A 22,318-nucleotide genomic window follows, 5' to 3' on the forward strand; every position below is an offset into this window, starting at 1 on the left:
CGCGATGATGGAGAACGGTGTCCGCCAGCCGCTGACCGAGCATCAGCCGCGCGACTTCGTCGGCTACGGCCCCAACCCGCCCAGGGTGACCTGGCCGGGCGGCGTGAAGGTCGCGATCAACCTGGTCCTCAACTATGAGGAAGGCGCGGAATATTCCTGGCTGGATGACGGTCGCAATGACAATTGGGGCGAATACAACCTGCCCAGCAGCCCGCCGGTGCGCGATCTCGGCACGGAGACGCATTTCGAATATGGCAGCCGGGCCGGCGTCTGGCGCCTGGCGCGGCTGTTCGATCGTACCGGCATTCCGGTCACCGTCTCGGCCTGTGCCGTGGCGCTGGAGCGCAACCCGGCCGTTGTCGACTGGATGAAGGCGCGCGGCCACGACCTGCTCGGCCACGGCCTGCGCTGGACCGAGTTCTCGACCATGGATCGTGCGGAGGAGGAACGGCAGCTGCACGAGGCCCTGGGGCTGTACACGAAGCTGACGGGCAGCCGGCCGCCCGGCTGGAACAGCCGGTCCTTCCCCAGCGTCAACACCCGCGACCTGATCGTGCGCGAGGGCGGGTTCCTCTACACCTCCGACGCCTGCAACGACGACCTGCCGTATTTTCTGGACCATGACGGCAGCCGGATCCTGGTCGTGCCCTATTCCAAGACGCTGAACGACACCCGCTACCTGATCGCGCCCGGCTATTCCAACCCGCGCGACTTCGCCGAGGATTGTCGCTCCGCCATCGATTACCTGCTGGCCGAGGCGGAGGAGACGGGCGGCCGGATGCTGACGATCGGGGTGCATGCCCGCTGGACCGGGCAGCCCAATCGCGCCTCGGGCCTGCGTGACGTGATCGACCATGTGCAGCGCACGCCGGGCGCGGGCTTCATGCGCCGCGAGGACATCGCCCGGCACTGGATCGCAACCCAGGCCGGGGCCTGACCGCCCGGGCCGACGCCATTCCCGCGGGACGGCAAGGACCGCAGCAAGCTTCGAAGGAACCACACACCATGTGGGGCAAGCCCATGAGCGGTGCGCAGGTCGTCGCATCGATCCTCAAGCATGAGGGGGTGAAGCACATCATCGGCTTTCCGCACAGCGAGCTGTTCGACGCCGCGGCGGCGCTGGACATCCCGCCTGTCATCACCCGCACCCAGCGGGTCGCGGTCAATGTCGCGGAAGGCTACGCCCGGGCCTCGGCCGGGGACGACCTCGCCGTCGTCACCGTGCAATACGGGCCGGGGGCGGAAAGCGCGTTCGGTGGCATCGCGCAGGCCTTCAACGACCGCGCGCCGATCCTGTTCCTGCCGACTGGCTATCCCCGCGGGGCGGAAGCGGTGACACCGAATTTCGAGGCGCAGCGCAACTTCCGCCACGTCACCAAATGGTGCGAGGCGGCGGCGCGGGTGGAGGATCTGCCGAAGCTGATGCATGCGGCGATCTCGCGGGTGCGCAACGGCCGGCCGGCACCGGTGCTGCTGGAACTGCCTGTCGACCTGCTGGCCGAAACGCTTCATCCGGCGTCGGAATACCAGCGGCCGCGCCGCAGCGTGCCGCAGGCGGATGCAGGCGAGATCGCGGAGCTGGTCGGCCGGCTGCTGGCGGCGAAGGCCCCGGTGGTGCTGGCCGGGCAGGGTGTGCTGGCGGCCAGGGCAACCCAGGAGCTGGTGGCGTTCGCCGAGCTGTTCCGCATCCCGGTGATGACGACACCGAACGGCAAGAGCGGCTTTCCCGAAAACCATCCGCTGGCGCTTGGCACCGCCGGGCGGGCGCGGCCGGCGACGGTCGATCACTTCATGGCAGAGGCCGACGTCATCCTGGCGCTGGGCACCAGCCTGACGCGGTCGCACTACATCCTGCCGATCCCGCCTGGCAAGACGCTGCTGCAGGTGACGTTGGATGAGGCCGACATCGGCAAGGATTATCCCGTCGCCCAGGGCGTGGTCGGCGATGTCAGGTCGGCCTTGCGGCAGATCATCGCCCAGGTTCGGGACCTGCGGCCTGCGCTGCCCGAACGCCCGGGCCTCGCCGACGCGATCCGCCGGCTGCGGGCTGCGTTCATGGACCGATGGATGCCGCTGCTGACCGCGGACACGGCGCCGATCTCACCCTATCGCGTGGTGTGGGAGGTCATGCAGGCCGTCGATCCGGCCAAGACGATCGTCACCCATGATGCCGGCAACCCGCGCGACCAGTTCAGCCCGTTCTACGAGGCCACGGTGCCGGGCGGCTATATCGGCTGGGGCAAGACCACCCAGCTGGGCAGCGGCCTCGGCTTCGCCCTTGGCGCCAAGCTGGCCCGGCCCGATGCCACCGTCGTCAACCTGATGGGCGAGGCGGCCTTCGGCATGGTCGGCATCGATTTCGAGACGGCGATCCGCTGCAACCTGCCGATCCTGACCATCGTCCTGCGCAACGGGGTGATGGGCGGATACGCCGCCAGCATGCCAGTGGCGACGACGAAATACGGCGCCAACCGGATGTCCGGCGGCTATGCGCCGATCGGCCAGGCGCTGGGCGGCTACGGCGAATGCGTCACCGACCCGCGCGCCCTGCGCCCGGCGCTGCTGCGCGGGCTGGCGCGGGTCGCCGACGGTCAAGCCGCGCTGATCGAGGTGGTGACCCATGAGGAGCCGCGGCTTCCGGGCCTGGGCTGACGGCGGTGCGGGGGGAGGGCTCATGAATTTCGACACGCTGATCACCGGCGGCACCGTGGTCGACGCCGATGGCGAGGTGCGGGCCGAGGTGGCGATCGCCGGCGGCCGCATCGCCGCCCTGCTGCCGCCGGGCGGGGCCGCCACGGCGCGGGAGAGGATCGATGCGAGCGGCAGCTATCTGCTGCCCGGCCTGGTCGACGCCCATGCCCATCTGCGCGAACCCGGTCTGACCTGGAAGGAGGATTTCGACAGCGGCACCCGGGCGGCCGCGCTCGGCGGAGTCACGACCGTCCTGGATATGCCGACCGACGATCCCTGGACGGCGACGGCAACGCAGCTCGCGGCCAAGGCGGCGCTGGCCGCCGGCCGCATCCATGTCGATGTCGGCTTCCAGGTCGTCCTCGGTCATGATTTCAGTGGGCTCGAAGATCTGCGGGCGCTGGCACCGGTCTCGTTCGAGCTCTTCATCGCCGATGTCCCGGACGCGTTCCTGTTCCCGACCATGGATGCCGTGGCCCAGGTGCTGCAGCGCTTTGCCGGCCTGGACACGCTGGTCGGCGTGTCGCCGGGCGACCAATCGATCCTGCTGGGCAGCGCAGCGCGGGACAGGGGCGGGGACATCGCCGCCTTCCTGGCCAGCCGGCCGCCCTTGGCAGAAGCCGGCGGCGTGGCCCGGGCGGTGCTGGCCGCGGCGTCGACCGGGGCGCGCATCCATGTCCGGCAGGTCAACTCCGCCCTCGGCTTGGCCACCTGGTGGCGCCTGCGCGATCTGGCCGATGCGACGGTGGAAACCACGCCGCAGAACCTGGTCTTCACCGCCGCCGACTACGAGACGCAGGGCGCCAGGCTGAAAGGGTCGCCGCCGCTGCGCGGCCGGGATGATGTCGATGCCCTGCGCGCCGCCCTGCGGGACGGGTCGATCGACATCGTCGCCACCGATCACGCCCCGCACAGCGCCGCCGAAAAGGCGGCCGCCTATCCTGCCTTCGCCGACATTCCGGGCGGCATGCCGGGGCTGCAGACGCTGCTGCCTGTCATGCTGACGCTGGTCGATGACGGTGTCATCGGCCTGTGCGATGTGGTGCGCCTGTGCGCCCGCAACCCGGCGCAGCGCTTCGGCCTCAGCCGGCGCAAGGGCGCGGTCGCACCCGGCCATGACGCGGACATCCTGGTTATCGATCCGCGCCAGACCAGTGTCATCGCCGATGCCGGCCAGGCCTCGCGCGCCGGCTACACGCCGTTCGACGGCTGGCAGGCGACGGCCCGGCTCACCCGAGTGTTCCTGCGGGGGCGGGAGATCATGCGCGACGGCCGGCTCACGGCCGCCGGCGGCGGCGTTGTCGTCAGCCGCGAAGCCTGAGGGGAAATCCGATGTCCTTGCTGCAATCCAAGGTCGCCATCGTGACCGGCGCCAGCTCCGGCCTCGGCCGCGCCATTGCCCTGCGCTATGCCGCGGAAGGGGCGGCCGTCGTCCTGGCCGACCTGACCGAAGCCCCCATTGAGGGCGGCGAGACCACGCTGGCGCTGATCGAAGCGGCCGGGGGCACGGCGATGCCTGTGCCGACCGACATCTCGGACTGGGATGCGGTCGATGCCCTGGTCGCCGCCACGGTGCAGCGGTTCGGGCGGCTGGACGTGATCGTCAACAACGCCGCGATCTACACCTCGACCAACCTGCTGGAGACGTCGATCGAGCAGTGGAACCGGGTGATCGGCGTCAACCTCACCGGTTTCTTCCTGTGCTCGAAGCGGGCGGTGATGCAGATGCGCGGCCAGGACCCGGTCCGGAACGTACGCGGCCGCATCATCAACATCTCCTCGCAGCATGGCATGATCGCCTGCCCGGGCGACCTGCCCTATTCCGTCAGCAATGGCGGCATCGTGCAGATGACCCGCCAGGTCGCGGTCGACGATGCGGCGGATTTGATCGTCTGCAACGCGATCGCGCCGGGCAAGATCATCACCGGCAAGCCCGGCATCGCCAATGACCCCGACGCGCTCGACTATTCCCGCGGCCGGACGCCCTGGCCCCGGCTCGGGACGCCGGACGACGTCGCCGGCGCGGCGCTGTTCCTGGCCAGCGACATGGCGACCTACATCACCGGCACCAACCTGATGGTCGATGGCGGCTGGATGGCGGGCTGAGCCGCAAATTCTCAACCAATCCCGGCCTGCCGGCCGGTTGACGGAGCAAGGTGGATTCCATGGATCTCGGACTGAACGGCAAGACCGCCCTGGTGTTCGGCGCCGGCGGCGGGCTCGGCGGCGCCATCGCCCGGACGCTGGCGGGCGAGGGGGCGAAGGTCGCGGTCGCCGATCTCGACCGTGATGCGGCGCAGGCGACCGCCGACGCCATCACCGCCGCCGGGGCGACGGCGATGGTGCTGGAATGGGACCTAGCCGACCTCGGGCTGATCGACGGCCATCTCAAGGCGATCGAAAGCCGGTTCGGCCCGGTGGACGTGCTGGTGAACAACACGGGCGGGCCGGCGCCGACGCCGGTCGCCGGCCAGGACGCCGCGACCTGGCAGCGCTTCTTCGGCTCCATGGTCCTGCCGGTGATCGCCATTACCGATCGTGTGCTGCCCGCGATGAGGGCGGCGAAATGGGGACGCATCATCACCTCGACCTCGTCGGGCGTGGTGGCGCCGATCCCCAATCTCGGCCTGTCGAACACGCTGAGGTCGTCGCTGCTCGGCTGGTCGAAGACCCTGGCCCGGGAGGTCGGGCGCGACGGCATCACGGCGAACATCATCCTGCCCGGCCGCATCGCCACGCCGCGCATTGCCTTCCTGGATGAGCAGAAGGCCAAGCGCGAGGGCCGCAGCGTGGCGGATGTCGCCGCCGAAAGCACGGCTTCGATCCCGGTCGGACGGTATGGCGACCCGCAGGAATACGCCGATGCGGTGGCGTTCCTGGCCAGCGCGCGGGCCGCCTACATCACCGGCAGCGTCATCCGCATCGATGGCGGGCTGGTCCCCAGCATCTGAGGGGCCGAAACCACGATCGCTCAGGTCACCCGCAGGGCTTGAAGCTGCCCGGCTGCTGCCGCGTCCAGGTGTCAGTGCGGCCGAGCATGGGCGTGTCCACATAGCCGCGCAGGTCGAGCGTATCAGGGCCGGTCAGCTTCATGTCGGCGCCATAGGTGTTGCCGCTCCTCGCGTCGTAGATCTTGCCGTGCTCCCACGCCGTGCCGGAGGTCTGGGTGAGGTCGTACAGGATCGCCAGCTTGCACAGGGCACGGCTGTGCTTGCTGTCATCCGGATTGTTCAGGTCGGTGGCGTTGGCGTCGGGCGGCATGGCCGCGACACGGCCGCAGATGCCGGTGGTGCAGTCGGTGATCTCGATCACCGAGAGGCCGTCGCCGGTGCGCCAGAACCCCTTGATCCCGCCATCGGCGGCGAAGGCGGCAGGGCCGGCGAGGAGCGCGGCGAGACCGGTAGCGAAGACGGCGCTGCGGAAGGCCATGGGCGTTCCCATTCAAGGGGTGAGGGTGAAGCGCAGAGGCAGGGATTTCAGGCCATTGACGAACCAGGATTGCAGCAGCTCCGCCCTGCCATCGGGCTCGACCGACGCGAGGCGGGGGAGCAGTTCCTCGAACAGGATGCGCATTTCCAGCTTCGCCAGGTGCTGGCCCAGGCACATATGGGGGCCATAGCCGAAGGACAGATGCCGGTTGGGCCTGCGATCCAGCCTGAAGCGGTCGGGGGCCTCGAAGACAGCCTCGTCGCGGTTGCCGGAGGCGTAGCACAGCATCAGCCAGTCGCCCCGGGCGATGGCATGGCCGCCGAGCTGGGTATCGATGGTGGCGGAGCGCATGAACGTCTTGGCGGGCGTCGTCCAGCGCAACGCCTCGTTGACCAGATCGGGGATCAGCGACATGTCCGCCCTGACCCGGGCAAGATCGTCGGGACTCTCCGCCAGCGCCTGGAGAGCCCCGGCGATCGCGAACGATGCCGTGTGGTGGCCTGCCGTGGCGAAGATCGTGTAATAGCTCATCGCCTCCAGATCCGGGATCGGCTCGCCATCGATCTGCGCGCAGGCGATCACGGTCGCCAGATCGTCGCGCGGATGGGCCTGGCGGTCCGCACGGACCGCGCGGAAATAGCGGGCGAAATCCGCGATCACGGCGGGGAGGGGCCCCAGGGGATATCGCGCCGCGTCGCTCGGGTCGAACGGGCGTGCGGTCTCCGGATCCGAGGCGCCGAACATCTGCCGGGTCAGGCGCAGGATCAATGGTTCGTCGTCATCGGGCAGGCCCAGGATCCGCATGATGATGCGCAGCGGATAGCCTTCCGACAGGGCGGTCACGGCATCGCAGCGCCCGCCATGCGCGGCCAGGGCATCGACCGCGGCGCGCGCGACATCCCGGGTCTGGGCTTCGACGCGCTGCAGATTGGCCGGCTTGAACCAGGCCTGGGTGAGCGCCCGGTACTTCGTGTGGTCCGGCGTGTCCATCTCGATCAGCGAACGGATCAGGTGTGGGCTGCCGCCGTTGAGACGCTGCAAGCCGTCGCTGAAGACGCGGCCGCTCAGGGCCGTGGGGCGGTCACCGCTGTGGAAGACCTGGTTCTGGGAACTGACGGCGAGAATATCCGCATGGCGCGTCACGACCCAGAACGGGTCGAAGCCGTCGCGCTCGGCCACGCCCAGCGGCATGTGGGTCCGCAGCCATCGGTAGCGGTCCTGGACGCGCCCGTCGGCATAGGCCGACGGGTCGACGAGTTCGGCGGCGATTCCCGGCGGGATGCGTGGAGAGGCGGCCCCGGATCCCATGATGCCTATGCCGCTGCGGCGCGAACGGCGGAATACTGCAGCAGGGTCAGATGGCCGGCATAGGATGCGCCTGCCATCGTCTCGAATTGCTGCAACCACAGCATTTCATCCTCCGTCAGCCTGGCCCCCGCCGCCAGGGCGTTCCGGAAATAGACTGCGCTTTGATGCATGAGATCGACGGTCGGCATGAAGCCTTCGATTTCGCTGAGCTCACCGACGACAAATCCATGCTTCTCCAGAAGGCTGCGATACGACATCTGTGTCTCGAGCGGGAAATGCATGGCCCATGCCTTGCAGGCCGCCGATATCATCTCGCTCCGATCGAACCCATCCTTCGAAATCAGGTCCTGGGCGACGATTCTGCCGTTCTCGCGCAGAATTCGCGCGCATTCGCCGACAAAGGACTCTCGATTGCTGTAGTGGCAGGCGCTTTCAATGTTGACGATGACGTCCGCGGAGTCATCTGCCACCGGCAGCCGCTTCGAACAGTCGGCGTAGTCGAAGCGGATGAGATGGTCGAGACCCGCTTCCGCCGCCTTGGTCCGGGCGATATCGATCTGATGGCGGGATATATTGAGTCCCAGCACCTTGCAGCCATAGGTTCTTGCCAGATACAGGGCCGTCCCGCCGACCCCGCAGCCGGCATCGACGACGAAATCGGTCGAGCGGATGTCGGCAGGGGCCGTGATGAGTTCCGTCATTCTCCGGATGCCGCGCCGCAGAACCTCCTGATCGCCGGCGGCATAGTGCGCGATGTCGATGGTCTCGCCCGGGAGGAAGGCTCCGAAATGAATATCCTCGCTGTCCCATCTCTTCAGATAGAACTCATCCGTCCTGTCTTTGTAAAAGTCGATGACGCTGCGTTCGTGATCGGAAACCATCGTATCCATGGACCGTCCCCATTGCATGGGTGCGGAGGGTGAAGCGCCGTCCCTAAGGCTAAGGGCCATTTGCCGGGCGTGAAGCGGCGGCGATGACGCCGGCCAGGGTGCAGCGGAAGGTTCCGCGGGCTGACGCCTGCTGCAGGGATCGCAGCCACCGGACCGCCGTCTTGGCCTCGACCCGGCCGGTACCGACGGCGCGGGCGGCAAGGGCTTCCAGGCCGAACAGCGTGGCGGCGGTGGCATAGTCCCGGAGATCCAGCATCGAGGCATGATGCCCGGTCGGCTGCAACCCGGCCTGGGCCAGGAGCCGGGGCAGGACAGATCCGATCCGGGCGCCCGGGGCTGCCTGCTCGGTGCCTGACGTCAGCATCACGGCCGCCAGGTCGGGATCGGCGCCGGCAACGGTCAGGCTGGTCCAGTCGGGTTCGGTGACCACTATCCGGCCGCCGGGGGCGGTGACCCGGGCCGCTTCCCGCAGGGCCTTGCCGGGATCCGGCAGGAAGTGCAGCAGCCGGTCGATCCGGGTGCAGTCGAAGGCACCGTCGACGAAGGGCAGGTCGTGGATGTCGGCCTGCCGGAACGTGACCGGCAGGCCCAGCGGCGCGGCCCGGGCCTGGGCGATCGCCACCAGGGCGTGGCTGAGATCGACGCCGACCACCTGCCCGCCGGCCCCGACCCGGCGCGCCAGGGCCATGGCATCGGATCCGGTGCCGCAGCCGATGTCCAGGACCCGGTCGCCATCGGCAATTGCGAGCAGATCGTGGCTGAAGCGCTTCCAGTGCTCGACCGACGGCAAGGACAGCGCCAGATCCAGAAAGGCGGCCGCGGCGGCTGGATCGGTCGCGTCGACGGCATCGAATTGCGGGGTGACCATGAGCTCACTTTCCCTTGTCGGGCGTCTGTGGCGGCCGTGCGAGGCGCAGGATGTCGCCGACCAGACCGACCAGGAAGATCGAGAGCAGGCCCAGGGTGATCCCCCAGGCCAGGATGCCCGGCCACCAGCCCGACTCGCCCTGGAACAGGCCGCTGAAGAAAGCGTGGTTGAACCAGGCGTTCATCGTCAGAAGGACCACCATGTAGATCAGTGACCCGATGGCGTAGGTTGAGGCGACCCTGTCCCGCCCGACGTCGCGCCACGGGATCGGGCGCTGGCGCAGGATCCCGAAGAGATGGCCCAGGGATTGGCGGCGCAGGTTCGGCCGGTCGAGAAGGTCGGCGAGCGCGTAATAGCCATCGTATTCGAGCAGGGGCGACATGTTGCCCAGCACGATGAGGTACAGGGCCGCCGCCATGGCGAAGGCCATCGCCGAGACTGGCGGGGCGGCGACCAGGGCGACGACCATGCAGGCGCCGGCCATGACGAGGTCCGAGATCGCCCCAGCGAGGCTCACCAGGATCCGCTCGCGCCTGCCGGCCAGCCACATGTCGGAGGTGTCGACGAAGAAGAACGGGCCGATCCAGAACCAGCCGAAGCCGACGCCGATGACCTCGCGCCCGAAATGCTTGGTCGCCATGGCGTGGCCCATCTCGTGCAGCAGCATGCAGCCATAGAAGAACACGGGCAGGAACCACACCCACCGGCCCGACAGGGTGGCGAACGGATTGGGCTGGGATTGCCACATCGCCACGAAGGCGACCAGGCCGAGGGCGATGAGGGCGAGGAGCAGCCCCCGGACCGCACGGGTGAAGGCGATGAAGCCGGCATGGCGGTAGAGCCAGGCCAGCGACGCGTCGGCCCGCGGGAACGCGACGCGCCATGTCAGAAGGCGGCGGCAGGCCGCGGCGAAGCCGTGCTCGTCCACGGTGCGCGGCGGCGGCGCGATCTCCACGCCCTCCACCAGCCCGTCCGCCGCCAGCCGGCGCACGGAGGCGACGATTTTCGCCGTGTCCGGCGGACCGCCGCGGGCTGCGATGTGCTCGGCGATCGCGGCGACGCTGCGCCGGCCGTCGCACAGCGACCAGATCCAGGCGCTGCCCGATGACAGCCGATGATAGCGGCCCTGCCTGCGGTTCTTGAGAATCGGGCTGCGGCGGCTGCCGTCATGGCGCCAGTGCAGTTCCGTGCCCGGAGCCCGCAGCGGCGAGGCGGTGAGAAGGACCTCGTCCGGGATCGCGGTCATGCCGCCTCCCGGTCGAGCAACAGGGGCAGGATCGTCGACGGCTCGTCGAAGCCCTGGGCATAGCGGTCGGCCAGGACCTGGTCAGCCGTCGCCCGCCGCAAGACATCCATCACATGCGACGATGGCGGCTGCAGGTTCATATTGGTCCAGATCGTCGCGGCCCGCACGCGCCTCCAGACCGCGGCGGCCAGATCCTCCGCCCAGGTCTCGTCGAATGGCCGGGAGCCGTGGCGCTGGATCGCCTGGAGGGCGAGGGCCGCCATCCTGGCCGCGTTGTTCGCCCCCTGGCCGACCAGAGGGTCGTTAAGGACGACGGCGTCACCGAGGCCGAGGATGCGACGATCGGAGGGCAGGCGGCCGACCGCATGACGCACGGCCGGGGTGATGCGCCCGGCCAGTCCGGCCTGGCCATCCGTCGGCCGGCCCGCCGCCAGCCGTTCGGCTTCCCGGGGCAGCACCTGGGCCATTGCCGAATGCATGGCCGTCCATTGCTCATCGGCGGTCATGCCGGGACGGCCGATGTCGAGCGGGCCGCCGATCACGGCCTCGAACAACAGGATCTCGCATGGCCCGCCATGGGTGAGGGCCGGGAAGCGCATGATGCCGCCCGCCCCGGGCACCCCCGTCGAGGTGACGCAGGCCGGGCCCTCCGGCGCATCGCCGCCGCGCAGATAGACCATCGCCAGGGCCCGCATCGGCTGGGTGAAGGGCGACCATCGTGCATTCAGCGGAAACAGTCCGGACAGCGGACCCTTGCCGGCGGTCACGACGACGAGTTCGCTGTCCCTGGCGCAGCGCTCGAGCAGGTCGATGTCGGCGGTGGCGATCTCGATCGTGCCGCCGATCCTTTCGAACAGGTCCAGCCATGCCGGGAACTTCAGGCGCTGGTCGACCGAGACGGCAGGGGCTCGAAGCCGGCCTGTGAACGATAGTCCCGGGCCAGGCGCGCCGGGCGGCGCCAGGGCCTGAATGCGGATGCCGTCGATCTGCGGCGCCTCGCCGGACCAGAGGTCGAGGCCGAGCGCCCGTTCCTCAGCCAGGGCCGTCGCGAACATGCATTGGCTCGACAGCACCCGCCCGCCGGCGATGGCGGCGGCCGGCCGGTCCTGCACCAGCCGCACCGCGTGGCCGGCCCGGCGCAGCCCGATGGCCAGCATCAGCCCCGCCTGGCCGCCCCCGACGATCGTGATCGTGCGGCTGCGTCCTGCGACACTGTCCGTGCCGGGTCCCGCCGTCATCGCGCGGTCGCGACGGAGGCGGAGAGCGCGAGGTCACGCAGCAGGGCGCCGGCCTGCTGGACCGGCTGCACCAGGTCGAGCCTGTCCAGCGCTGTCCGGCACTGGTGTTCGATCCGGATGAGCACCTGGCGCATGATGCCGGAGTCGCGCAAACGATCGCAGACCTGGCGCTGCACATCCTGTCGCTGGCCGGCACAGTCCAGCAGCCGCCGCATGTCCTCCACGCCGCCCCGGTCTTCTCGTTCGAGATAGAGGATAAGCGGCAGGGTCAGCACCCGGGACGCCAGGTCGCGGCTGGGCTGCTGGCCGAAGAGATCCACGAGATCGGACCGGAGCTGGCGGGCGATGCCGAGCGCGCGACCGAAATCGGCATAGGCCTCGACCTGCGCCGGGGTGCCGCCTGCCAGTGTCGCCGCCATGGTGGTGAACAGCGCGCGCCGCTCGCCGGTCTTCATGATGACGGCGTGCTCGACCGCGTCGCTGGAGGTGATTCCCAGGGTGGAGGCCGCGATGTCTTCCAGCTGGCCGGCGCCGATTCTGGCAAGACCGTCGGCCAGTTGGCGGGCGAGGGCGGCGGTCACCGCCGGGTCCAGGGGCAACGCCAGCAGGACTTGGTTCGGCAGGTGGGAGATCAGGCAGACGGCCCCGAGCAGCAGCGCTCCCCGCGGCAGCTCGGCCAGCGCCCCCTCGACCTCCATGTCCATGATGTGATCGAGCGTATAGATCCCCGCCTCGAGCAGCGTCAGCGCGGCGGCCAGCTGATGGACGGCGGCATCGGGTGTGCCGCGGATGCCGAAATGGACCAGAACTGGAAGCTGGAGGGCCATACGGCAGACACCCCCATCCATGCCGCCGCGATCCAGCGTGCTTTGCAGGATCGTTTTGAGCAGGCCGGCCTGCGACGGTGTCGGGGCAAAGCGGTCGATGGCGGCGAAGGCTTCGGCTTCGCCGCACCTAGCATGGTTGGAGAGCCAGGCCTGAGCGGGTGCGGGTGTGGGTGGGAGTGCGATATCCGGCATTCTGGTATCATCCTCTATCGCCGATGGGTGAAGACCCGGCATCACGGGAAGGCCTGGGCGCCGTCCCCGCATCTCCTCTACGCCGCACGGGCGGACATGCGCAGAACCAGGCTGTCATGGCCGCGCACCAGCCCGTGCTGCCGCGCCCTCGGCAGCGGGCCGTCGGCCACGGCACGGGAAAGACAGGGCGCGAAGGCATTCAGGAACGCGGCCAGCTGGATCTTCGCGACCGCGGCGCCGATGCAGGCATGTGGCCCGATCCCGAACGACAGGGGACGTCCCTTGCTGCGGGCGAAATCCAGCCGGTCGGGATGATCGAACGCCGCCTCGTCGCGATTGGCCGACCCGATCAGCAGCGCCAGCATCTCGCCGCGGGCGACGGGATGTTCGCCGACGGACGTGTCCTCGATCGCATGGCGGAAGACGATCTGCCCGACCGTGTCGTAGCGGATCAATTCCTCGACCGCGCGGGGCGTCAGGGCGGGCTCTGCCGCCAGCTGCCCGGCGGCCTCGGGATGCGCGATCAGGGCCGCGGCGGCGTTGCCGAGCATCGCCCTCGATGTGTCGTAGCCGGTCACGAGCAGCACGAGCAGATCGGCGACGATCGATTGCCGCGCCTCCGTGGACAAGGCCCGCAGCTGGTCGCTGAAGGGATGGAGGCCGCCGCGCGCCGGATCGGTGAGGCGCAGATCCAGCCAGGCGCAGAGGGTCTCGAACGCCGCAATGCTGTCGGAGAGGGCGTCGCCGGCCAGGGGCATGGCCGTGATCAACCCGGTCATTGCGCGGGACCTGGCGACGAGCGTCGAAATTTCGGCCGCCTGCAATCCGATCAGCTCGACGAGCATCCTGGCAGGCAACGTGGACGCGACGGCTGGGATGAAATCGAAGGCGAGGCTGCCGTCCAGCTGCCGTGCCAGGCCCGTCGCCATCTCCTCGACGGCGCTGCGGATGCGGCCGATCCGATTGAAGGAAAACAATTCCGACAGGACTCGCCGGGCCTGTCGATGCTCGCTCCCGCTGCGGAACATCAGAAGATCGAAAAAGCCGGACGCATCCAGCCGTGCCCGCTGTTCGGTCCCTGCGGCCGGGAAGGTCTGCGGGCCGACGAACGCGAAGGCGGGGTCGGCGATGATCTGCGCGACTTCGCGATGCCGCGTCACGACGATGATTCCGCTCGCGTCCCGCAGCATGGCGCCCATTCGCCGGAGGTTGGCGTAGCGGGGGTAGATGTCACCCAACTGTCCGCTCAAAAGCTCAAGCAGAAAGGGGGCATTGAGTTGGCGCGGTGTCCCCATTGCTGTGACATCCATTGATGATTGGATATGCAGAATCATTGGACGAAGGCGGAAGTCTTCGACCGGATTGGATGGAGTATTTCCGGACACTTTGCCCGCAGCGGCGGGTGGCAGCACACCCCAACGGATTGAGGTGTGCTGCCAGCCGCTTCAGGTCATCAGCAGTAGGCGTTCGCGCCGCAGCCGCCCCAATTGTTGCAATGCTCTTTGCTGATGCGGGCCTCGAGTTCCTCGTCGGAGAGGTTGTCGAAAACAGCGGTTTCGGCCGCGGCCTCGACCTGCCGGATTGCGACTTCGGTCATCTCGTTTTCGATCTTCATCTGATTCGACATGACAATTCTCCAAGTGTTGAAGTGATTGTAGGCAAGCAGCGCAAGGTAAACATTTGTTTTTTGCGCTGACAAAATTGGTATCAGGGGCAATTGAGTCTGGTCAATGCCTAATATCGATTTTAATTTTATTATTATAGTCATCATGAATATCGGGAAATAGGGAGTTCATCTGCATTTTGTAGTGATAAATCTTCATATTTATTCATCATTTCTTTTTTAAAAAGATCATCGTCCTCTGACCCGTGATGGGCAAAGGCAGGATCTCGTCATGAGATGGCGGTCGGCCGGGGAAACCATCCCCGGGTCCGTGTGGCCGGTCGGTGCCTGCCTAAGGCATGGGACGCCTCAGGCCCGGCGGCAGATATCGATGCGCTTGCTCCTTTCGACGTTTTGGCTGGCGCAACGGCGCGCTCCTTTCCGATCCGGCTTGCCTCGGAAACGCCGGCTGTCGGCCGGCAGGCAACACAGCCGCCTGCGAAGGCCATGGCTGGCCCGCCCGGCCCGGCCGATTGGCCGCCGACATAAAAAATTAATAATGGGATCTATGTCCCATTGCCGCGATCAGCATTACTGCACAACGGCTGATGTCGTGATGGCATTGCCCAGCACATGGCCAATACCGACCCACATCCTGGCAGTCGTCTATTCCAGAATTATCTGGCTGATTGATCGGCGTTCGCTTCCAGATCCGCTGGTGAATTTCTGGCAGGCACCCCCGGCTGGTTGCCCAGCATCGTTTCTATTTGTCAGGCATTGTTTCCCTAATCGTAGGGTTGGCCAAATGCGCTTGGCGAATTCTGCTATTCGTCGCACGCATGGAACTTTAGCGACAATTTCCGAAACTTTTGGGGATGCGCGGTGAGGCGGCGTCGAAGGCTGCAGTGTCAGGACCGGAGCGGGGCCCGGATCACCAGCCGGCATTTCCGTGCCCGGATCACCGGTTGGCCGGTGCGGGTGCCAATGCTGTCACGGCATCGACCATCAGGATCTGACGGCGATGCCGGGTGAACGCCGAAGCGAGCGCCGCGGTTCCGCCATTCGGTTGGGTCCGGACAGACCCGATGAGAAGATCGCAGAGCGGTCGTGTCCGGTCTTGCCGCAGGCCATCTGCCAAAGCCGCGCCAGTTTGGCGGGTCGAAGAGATGTTTGGGAGGGACCGGAATGGTGTCGAACAGGTCGGCGACCTCGAGCCCGAGCGCCACATAGGCCTCGGCCAGGATCCACTGCGTGCTCCACGTCAGGGGTCGGTCCGGCAGGCGTCGGCCAGCAGAGTCAGGAGGGTGTCGGGATGGATGTCCGGACGGCCCCTCCGGAACTCGCCAGGCCGCGCGCATCGAAGATCTCACGCGCCTCATCGACCTCGTCGAGATGTTCGAGCGTCCAGGCGTACAGCGCCTTGAACGGCTGCTGCAGCGAACGGCCGAGCGGGGTGATCTCATACTCCACCGCGACCGGCGAGATGGGGATCACGCGCCGCGATACCAGTCCGTTGCGCTCGAGCCGCCGCAGGCATTGGGTGAGCGCCTTCTGCGTCACCCCTTCAAGCTGGCGCTTGACCGCATTGAAGCGCATCGCCCCGGGGTCGAGCACCGTGAGGACCATCATCGACCATTTGTCCGCGATCTGATCGAACAGCAGGCGACTGGGGCAATCGACTGCGAAGCGCTGGCGTTCACAGGACATGGTTTCCTCGATGATACCTAGGCGATTTCAGGTGCGTAATTGACGCTAGGTTTACGATGTATACCTATCCAGCTCCTTCGACAATGGAGCTGCTTTGCATGGTCACCTCCTCCCCCGATGTCCTGTTCCGTCCCCTCAAGCTGGGATCGCTCGTGTTGCCGAACCGGATCGTGATGGCGCCGATGACACGCTCCCTCGCCCCCGGCGGTGTGCCCGGCCCGGCCAATGCCACCTATTATCGCCGGCGCGCCGAAGGGGGCGTCGGCCTGATCCTGTCCGAAGGAACGGCGGTGGATCGCCCGGCGTCGCGCAATGATCCCGGCGTTCCCTTTTTTCATGGCGCCGCCGCCCTTGCCGGCTGGCAGGGCGTGATCGACCAGGTGCATGGCGCCGGCGGCCGGATGGGCCCCCAGCTGTGGCACACCGGCGCGGTCAAGAGCTTCCAGACCGACTGGGCGGCCGACGCCCCGGTCGAGAGCCCGTCCGGCCTCGATGCACCCGGTGTGGAACGCGGCGTCGCGATGAGCGATGCGGCGATCGCCGACACGATCGCGGCCTTCGCCAAGGCGGCGGCCGAGGCCAAAAGGCTCGGCTTCGACACGGTCGAGCTGCACGGCGCCCATGGCTATCTGATCGACCAGTATTTCTGGGCGGGTACCAACCGTCGCGGGGACCGCTATGGCGGTGCCAGCATCGGCGAGCGGTCGCGCTTCGCTGCCGAGATCGTCACGGCGGTGCGCGCCGCGGTCGGGCCCGACTTCCCGATCATCATCCGGCTCAGCCAATGGAAGCAGCAGGATTTCGCCGCCCGTCTGGCGGAAACGCCCGATGAGATGGCCGCCTGGCTCCGGCCATTGGTCGACGCCGGCGCGGATGTGCTACATTGCTCGCAGCGCCGCTTCTGGGAGCCGGAGTTCCCCGAGATCGATGGCGAGCACGGCCTTAATTTCGCGGGATGGGCGAAGACGCTGACCGGGGCCACGACGATCAGCGTCGGCTCGGTCGGGCTGTCGGGAGACTTCATGGCCGCATTCAGCGGAGAGGGCTCGCCGACGGCGCGCCTGGACCGGCTGATCGAGCGGATGGAGCGTGACGAGTTCGACCTGGTCGCGGTCGGGCGTGCGCTCCTCAACGATCCGCATTGGGCGGCGAAGGTGCGCACGGGCGACTCGGACGCCCTGCGGGACTTCGACGTTTCTGCCATGGCCGAGCTTGCCTGACGGATTCCGGCGGCGGCACCACAAGGCCGCCGCCGGGTTGTCGGCATCGGTTTTGCAGCCTGGGGCTTGACAGCGCCTCGATATCTAGAAAAACTACGTAGATAAACTACAATCGTCCACCAAGACGGTGAGCGGGCTACTGTCCCCAAGGGAGGATATCAATGTCGGCTGATTTTTTCCGGACAAATCGTCGAGGATTCCTGAAGGCTGCCGGCGTCTCCGCCGCCGGCCTGGCCATGGCCCGCACCAGCGGCGCGCTGGCCCAGGCGAAGCCGTTCGTCCCCTACAGCAACAAGAGCCTCGACTACTATTTCTTCGCGGCCCAGGAAGAAGGGGTCAAGCGCGCGGTCGAGGCGCAGGGCTGGGAGTTCCAGGCGGTCAACGCCAATTTCGACAACACCCAGCAGCTCGCGCAGTGGCAGAACCTGCTGCTGAAGAACCCGGCGGCCATCATCTCCGACCCGATCGACAGTCAGGCCATCGCCAGCGCCATCAAGCGCTACAACGCCAAGAAGATTCCGGTCGGCATCATCGACACCCCGGCCCTGGACGGCCAGGTCGCCATCACGGTCGATTTCGACAATCACCAGGGCGGCGTCATGGCCGCGGAGCAGATCGTCAAGCTGCTCACGGCCCGGTACGGATCGGCCAAGGGCAACGTGCTGAACTGCTATGGCGCGCTGCAGAGTGTCGCCTGGCGGCTCCGCAAGGAGGGCTTCGAGGCCACCATGCAGAAATACCCCGACGTGAAGCTGTACAGCCGGCCGACCGAAGGCCGCATCGACAAGATGCAGTCGGTCACGCTGGCGACGCTGTCCGAAGTGCCCGAGCTGGACGCTGTCCACGCCCCGAGCGACACCCCCTCGCGCGGCATCGTCACCGCGCTGCAGCAGAAGAGCCGCTGGAAGAAGGTCGGCGAGCAGGGGCATGTGATCTTCGTCAACATCGACGGCGAGCCGATCGCCCATCAGTGGATCAAGGACGGCTACATGGACGCTTGCGTCGCGCAGGATCCGATCGCCTATGCCGAGATCACGGTCGAGATGCTGGCCAAGCATTCGCTGAAGAGCGAGGCCGTGCCGCTCGGCTCCTATGAGAACAGCAAGTATTACTGGGAGCGGGCGACGATCGTCGATTCCGCCACCGGACCGTCGATCGTCATCGCGCCCTTCGTCATCGACGGCAGCAATGTCGACGACAAGCGCATGTGGGGCAATATCGCCTACAACGACTGGGGGCTGCGCTACAAGTGAGCCTGACTCCCGTCGCCACGCACGCCGGCCCGCCGCCGGCATCGCCCGGTGGGGATGCCGGGGTGATCCTGCGGGCCGAGCGGTTGGTGAAGACCTACGGCGCAGTCCGGGCGCTGAAAGGCGTGTCGCTGTCGATCCGGGGCGGCAGCATCCACGGTCTCCTGGGCGAGAACGGCGCCGGCAAGAGCACGCTGGTCAGCCTGATCGCCGGCCTGCAGGCGCCGACCAGCGGCCAGATCTGGCTGGGGGACAGGCCGATGGCCGGGTACGACGTCCGCAGCATGGAGGAGGCGGGCGTCTTCCTGGTCACCCAGGAGCCGATGATCGTCGAGCCGCTGAGCGTGGAGGAGAACCTGATGCTCGGCCGCTGGCCGGCATCGCGCGGCTTCGTCGACCGGGGTCGCCTCCGCCGCGAGGCGACACGGATCCTGGAGGGCACCGGCATCGCCCCCCAGGCGCCGGCCGGCACGTTGGGCGCGGTGGCGCGGCGCAAGCTGAACATCCTGCGGGCCCTACACAGCGGCGGCCGCGTCATCATCCTGGACGAGCCGACCACCTCGCTGACGGTGAGCGACCGGCGGCAGCTGTTCGACTTCATGCATGAGCTGAGGCAGCAGGGCGTCACCTTCGTCTTCATCTCGCACTACAATGAGGAGATCCTGGAGATCTGCGACGCCGTCTCCGTCCTGCGCGACGGGGAACTGGCGGGCGAAAGCAGCGCGCTTCAGGACCTCGATTCCGACCGGCTGTCCGAAATGGTGCTGGGGCGCGACCTGGCCCTGTTCCATCGGCGCCGGCGCCCGCCGGAATCGTCGCCGACGGCACGGGCCATCCGCTGCCAGGGGCTTCTCGGGCGTGGCGTCGACGTCGCCGAATTCGCCATCGAACCCGGCGAGATCGTGGGCTTCGCCGGGCTGCCGGGGTCCGGCGCCCGGGAATGCGCCCAGGGCCTGTTCGGGCTGCGGCCGCTGCGCGCGGGCCGCATCGTCATGCCCAGCGGCACCATCCCGGTGCCGCCCGACCCGAAGGTGGCCTTCGCGAATGGCATCGCCTATCTCTCCGACGACCGGCGCCGCGACGGCCTCGTCGGCATCCGCTCGATCCGCGACAACATCGTGCTGTCCAGCCTCGGCCGCCTGTCGCGGCATGGCTGGATCGATGCGGGGCGGGAAGAAAAGACGGCCCGCGGCTTCTTCGAGCGCATGGGGATCAAGGCGCCCGGGCTGGAGACGCTGGCCGACCAGCTGAGCGGCGGCAACCAGCAGAAGGTCTGCCTGGGACGGGTGATCGCCACCGACCCGAAGCTGCTGATCCTCGACGAGCCGACCCGCGGGATCGATGTCGGCGTCAAGGAAGACGTCCACCGGCTGATCGACCAGCTCACCACCGCGGGCACCAGCGTCGTGGTGGTCACCACCGATCTGGACGAGATGGTCCGGCTGGTCGACCGCGTCTGCGTGTTCGCCGAAGGTCGCATCGTCGAAACCCTGGCGGGATCCGAGATCACCAAGGAGCGGCTGCGCGCGGCCGCCTTCGACCGTGGTGGCGGCGAACGGAAAGAAGAGATCCGACAGCCATGACCGACGGAACCTCCTCGCTCGGCACCGCGAAGGCGGTTGCCCCCACCCGGCCCGGCGGCGCGACGGCGCTGCGCTGGCTGCTGCAGAACGTCGTCTGGCTGTGGCTGCTGGGGCTGGTCGTGATCTTCGGGGTGTTCAACCCGTATTTCTTCACCATCAACAACATGCAGAACATCATGGTCCAGGCGACCGTGCTGGGCCTGCTGGCGCTCGCCATCTCGCTGCCGCTGCTGGTGGCGGAGATCGACCTGTCGATCTCCTCCAACATGGGCTTCTCCTCCGTCGTCGGCGCCATGGTCATCAGCGCCGGCCTGCCGTGGTGGGTGGGGATGCTGGCGGGCGTCGCCGTCGGCGCGGCGGTCGGCGCCTTCAACGGGCTGTGCGTGACCCGGCTGCGTATGGTCTCGCTGATCGAGACCCTGGCGATGATGATCATCCTGCAGGGCGCGCTGCTCGCGGTGACCCAGGGCAACACCCTGTCCGACATGCCGGACGCCTACACCTGGATCGGTCAGGCGACGATCGCCACCTGGCCGATCATGCCCGTGGTCCTGGTGGTGGCGATGATCGCGGTCGCCATCATGCTGCGCCGCACCGTGCTGGGCCGCAGCATCTATGCCGTCGGCGGCAACGCCGCGGCGGCGGCTGCGGCCGGCATCCGGGTCGGCCGGGTCAAGATCATCGCCTTCACGCTGTCCGGCCTGCTGGCCGGCGTCGCCGGCTACATGCTGGCGTCCTGGCAGATGGCCATCACCTCCCACCAGGGCGAAGGCTCTCTCCTCTACTCCATCGCCGCGCCGATCATCGGCGGGGTCAGCGTGTTCGGCGGCCGCGGTTCGGTCGTCGGCGTGCTGGGCGGCGTCCTGCTGCTGACGGTGATCCAGGCCGGGCTGGCGGTGGTCAGCTTCCCGTCCTTCTATGTCGGCATGATCGGTGGCCTGATGATCTTCGTCGCCGTGGCGATCGACGCCATCCGGGTCCGGATGTCCGCCGGCCGCTGACGGCTCCGCCGCTCTATGTAGTTTTTCTAGGAAGACGAGATGACATCCGGCCAACCGCAATCCTTCTATATCGACGGCCGCTGGACCGATGCGGGCGTCACGGAGTGGCGCGACGTGGTCAACCCGGCGACCGAGGCGGTCCTCGCCCGGGTGGCACAGGCCGGCCCCGAGCATGTCGACCAGGCCGTCGCCGCCGCCCGCCGGGCCTTCCCCGCCTGGCGCGACCTGGGCCCGTTCGCCCGGGCCGAAATCCTGCGCGAGATCGGCCGGCAGGTGGCGCGGCGGCGCGACGCGATCGGCCGCGCCATGACCGCGGAGCAGGGCAAGCCGCTGAACGAGGCGCTGGGCGAGGTCGACAAGCTGGCCAAGACCTTCGCCTATTATGCGGAAGAGGCGGTGCGCATCCTGGGCCAGACCGTGCCGAACGAGGAGCCGGGGCATCTGAGCCTGGTGGAGAAGGAGCCGATCGGCGTGGCCGCGGCGATCGCGCCCTGGAACTATCCGGCCGAGCTGGTGGGTTGGAAGCTGGGTGCCGGCTTGGCGGCGGGCTGCACGCTGGTGGTCAAGCCCTCGGAATGGACGCCGCTGACCGCCATCGGCATCTTCGAATGCCTTGATGCCGCCGGGGTGCCGGCTGGCGTGGTCAATCTGGTGACCGGCGACGGCCGCACCGGCCAGGCCTTGGTGTCGCATCCCGGCATCGACAAGATCGCCTTCACCGGATCCCAGGCGGTGGGTGAGGAGATCTTCCGCACCATGGGCGGCATCAAGTCGGTGTCGCTGGAACTCGGCGGCACCTGCCCGCTGGTGGTGGCGCCCAGCGCCGACCTGGCGGCCGCCGTCAAGGGCGCGGCCCGGCGCGGCTTCCGCAACATGGGCCAGGTCTGCATCGCCATCAATCGCATCTATGTGCATCGCCCGCTCTATGACCGCTTCGTCGAGGATCTGGTCGCGGCGGTGCGCCGGCTGCGCATCGGCGACGGCCTGGCCGATCCCGCGGCGGACCTTGGGCCGATGACCAACGTCGCCGGCATCGCCAAGGTGGAGGCGCATGTGCGCGACGCTTTGGCCAAGGGCGCCCGGCTCGGCTGCGGCGGCCGCCGCCCCGCCGATCGTGCGTCGGGGTATTTCTACGAGCCGACGGTGCTGGCCGACTGCACCCCGGAGATGCTGGTGATGCACGCCGAGACCTTCGGCCCCGTGGTCGGCGTCGCCCCGTATGACGATCTGGACGAGGCGATCGAGAGCGCCAACGATTCGCCCTA

20 protein-coding genes are annotated in these 22,318 nt (G+C 68.0%); 10 read left to right on the forward strand and 10 right to left on the reverse strand.

Features of this window, described 5'->3' with window-relative positions:
• From AC3XYG_RS21040 to AC3XYG_RS21060, 5 genes are all read left to right on the forward strand, one after another.
• On the forward strand, positions 1–937 hold a 937-nt coding region (locus tag AC3XYG_RS21040), incomplete at its 5' end, for an allantoinase PuuE (protein ID WP_489141825.1).
• Between the two features lie 68 nt (positions 938–1,005).
• Complete coding sequence (locus AC3XYG_RS21045; RefSeq protein ID WP_489141826.1) at positions 1,006–2,652, forward strand: thiamine pyrophosphate-requiring protein; 1,647 nt, start codon at positions 1,006–1,008, stop codon at positions 2,650–2,652.
• A gap of 22 nt (positions 2,653–2,674) precedes the next feature.
• Positions 2,675–4,012: a dihydroorotase gene (locus AC3XYG_RS21050; RefSeq protein WP_489141827.1), complete on the forward strand. Its 1,338-nt coding sequence runs from the start codon at positions 2,675–2,677 to the stop codon at positions 4,010–4,012.
• 11 nt (positions 4,013–4,023) lie between these two features.
• Positions 4,024–4,797, forward strand: coding sequence for an SDR family NAD(P)-dependent oxidoreductase (locus AC3XYG_RS21055; RefSeq protein WP_489141828.1), 774 nt, complete (start codon positions 4,024–4,026; stop codon positions 4,795–4,797).
• A gap of 59 nt (positions 4,798–4,856) precedes the next feature.
• Positions 4,857–5,642, forward strand: a complete 786-nt coding sequence (locus AC3XYG_RS21060; RefSeq protein WP_489141829.1) for an SDR family oxidoreductase — start codon at positions 4,857–4,859, stop codon at positions 5,640–5,642.
• A 25-nt stretch (positions 5,643–5,667) separates the two neighbouring features.
• Here AC3XYG_RS21060 and AC3XYG_RS21065 read toward each other — a convergent pair whose 3' ends face one another.
• The 10 genes from AC3XYG_RS21065 to AC3XYG_RS21110 form a co-directional block, all read right to left on the reverse strand.
• Positions 5,668–6,120 carry a DUF2147 domain-containing protein gene (locus tag AC3XYG_RS21065; protein WP_489141830.1) on the reverse strand — a complete coding sequence of 151 codons (453 nt, stop codon included), beginning with the start codon at positions 6,118–6,120 and terminating at the stop codon, positions 5,668–5,670.
• A gap of 12 nt (positions 6,121–6,132) precedes the next feature.
• Positions 6,133–7,428 (reverse strand): cytochrome P450, encoded by a 1,296-nt coding sequence (locus AC3XYG_RS21070; protein WP_489141831.1) that lies wholly within the window; start codon positions 7,426–7,428, stop codon positions 6,133–6,135.
• Positions 7,429–7,433: 5 nt separating this feature from the next.
• Complete coding sequence (locus AC3XYG_RS21075; protein ID WP_489141832.1) at positions 7,434–8,318, reverse strand: SAM-dependent methyltransferase; 885 nt, start codon at positions 8,316–8,318, stop codon at positions 7,434–7,436.
• Positions 8,319–8,367: 49 nt separating this feature from the next.
• The gene (locus tag AC3XYG_RS21080) at positions 8,368–9,186 is read right to left on the reverse strand and encodes a methyltransferase domain-containing protein (RefSeq protein WP_489141833.1); all 819 of its coding nucleotides are present in this window, start codon (positions 9,184–9,186) and stop codon (positions 8,368–8,370) included.
• Positions 9,187–9,190: 4 nt separating this feature from the next.
• Positions 9,191–10,432, reverse strand: coding sequence for a PqqD family peptide modification chaperone (locus AC3XYG_RS21085; RefSeq protein WP_489141834.1), 1,242 nt, complete (start codon positions 10,430–10,432; stop codon positions 9,191–9,193).
• A complete protein-coding gene (locus AC3XYG_RS21090; protein ID WP_489141835.1) occupies positions 10,429–11,670 on the reverse strand; it encodes a styrene monooxygenase/indole monooxygenase family protein in 1,242 nt (413 codons plus the stop codon). The genes AC3XYG_RS21085 and AC3XYG_RS21090 overlap by 4 nt, the downstream gene beginning before the upstream one ends.
• Positions 11,667–12,689, reverse strand: a complete 1,023-nt coding sequence (locus tag AC3XYG_RS21095; protein ID WP_489141836.1) for a polyprenyl synthetase family protein — start codon at positions 12,687–12,689, stop codon at positions 11,667–11,669. The genes AC3XYG_RS21090 and AC3XYG_RS21095 overlap by 4 nt, the downstream gene beginning before the upstream one ends.
• Positions 12,690–12,766: 77 nt before the next feature.
• Positions 12,767–13,984 (reverse strand): cytochrome P450, encoded by a 1,218-nt coding sequence (locus AC3XYG_RS21100; RefSeq protein ID WP_489141837.1) that lies wholly within the window; start codon positions 13,982–13,984, stop codon positions 12,767–12,769.
• A gap of 158 nt (positions 13,985–14,142) precedes the next feature.
• Positions 14,143–14,316 (reverse strand): hypothetical protein, encoded by a 174-nt coding sequence (locus tag AC3XYG_RS21105; protein ID WP_489141838.1) that lies wholly within the window; start codon positions 14,314–14,316, stop codon positions 14,143–14,145.
• A 1,272-nt stretch (positions 14,317–15,588) separates the two neighbouring features.
• Positions 15,589–15,999 carry a winged helix-turn-helix transcriptional regulator gene (locus AC3XYG_RS21110; RefSeq protein ID WP_489141839.1) on the reverse strand — a complete coding sequence of 137 codons (411 nt, stop codon included), beginning with the start codon at positions 15,997–15,999 and terminating at the stop codon, positions 15,589–15,591.
• Between the two features lie 98 nt (positions 16,000–16,097).
• Between AC3XYG_RS21110 and AC3XYG_RS21115 the strand changes: the two genes are divergently transcribed.
• The 5 genes from AC3XYG_RS21115 to AC3XYG_RS21135 all read left to right on the forward strand — a co-directional run.
• The gene (locus AC3XYG_RS21115; RefSeq protein WP_489141840.1) at positions 16,098–17,219 is read left to right on the forward strand and encodes an NADH:flavin oxidoreductase; all 1,122 of its coding nucleotides are present in this window, start codon (positions 16,098–16,100) and stop codon (positions 17,217–17,219) included.
• 161 nt (positions 17,220–17,380) lie between these two features.
• On the forward strand, positions 17,381–18,472 hold the full coding sequence (locus AC3XYG_RS21120; protein ID WP_489141841.1) for a sugar ABC transporter substrate-binding protein: 1,092 nt from the start codon (positions 17,381–17,383) through the stop codon (positions 18,470–18,472).
• Positions 18,469–20,052, forward strand: a complete 1,584-nt coding sequence (locus AC3XYG_RS21125) for a sugar ABC transporter ATP-binding protein (protein WP_489141842.1) — start codon at positions 18,469–18,471, stop codon at positions 20,050–20,052. Before AC3XYG_RS21120 ends, AC3XYG_RS21125 begins: the two co-directional genes overlap by 4 nt.
• Positions 20,049–21,053 carry an ABC transporter permease gene (locus tag AC3XYG_RS21130; RefSeq protein WP_489141843.1) on the forward strand — a complete coding sequence of 335 codons (1,005 nt, stop codon included), beginning with the start codon at positions 20,049–20,051 and terminating at the stop codon, positions 21,051–21,053. The genes AC3XYG_RS21125 and AC3XYG_RS21130 overlap by 4 nt, the downstream gene beginning before the upstream one ends.
• A 39-nt stretch (positions 21,054–21,092) precedes the next feature.
• The coding region (locus AC3XYG_RS21135) for an aldehyde dehydrogenase family protein (protein ID WP_489141844.1) at positions 21,093–22,318 on the forward strand (1,226 nt) is incomplete at its 3' end.

The sequence above is a fragment of the Inquilinus sp. genome (assembly GCF_057815775.1).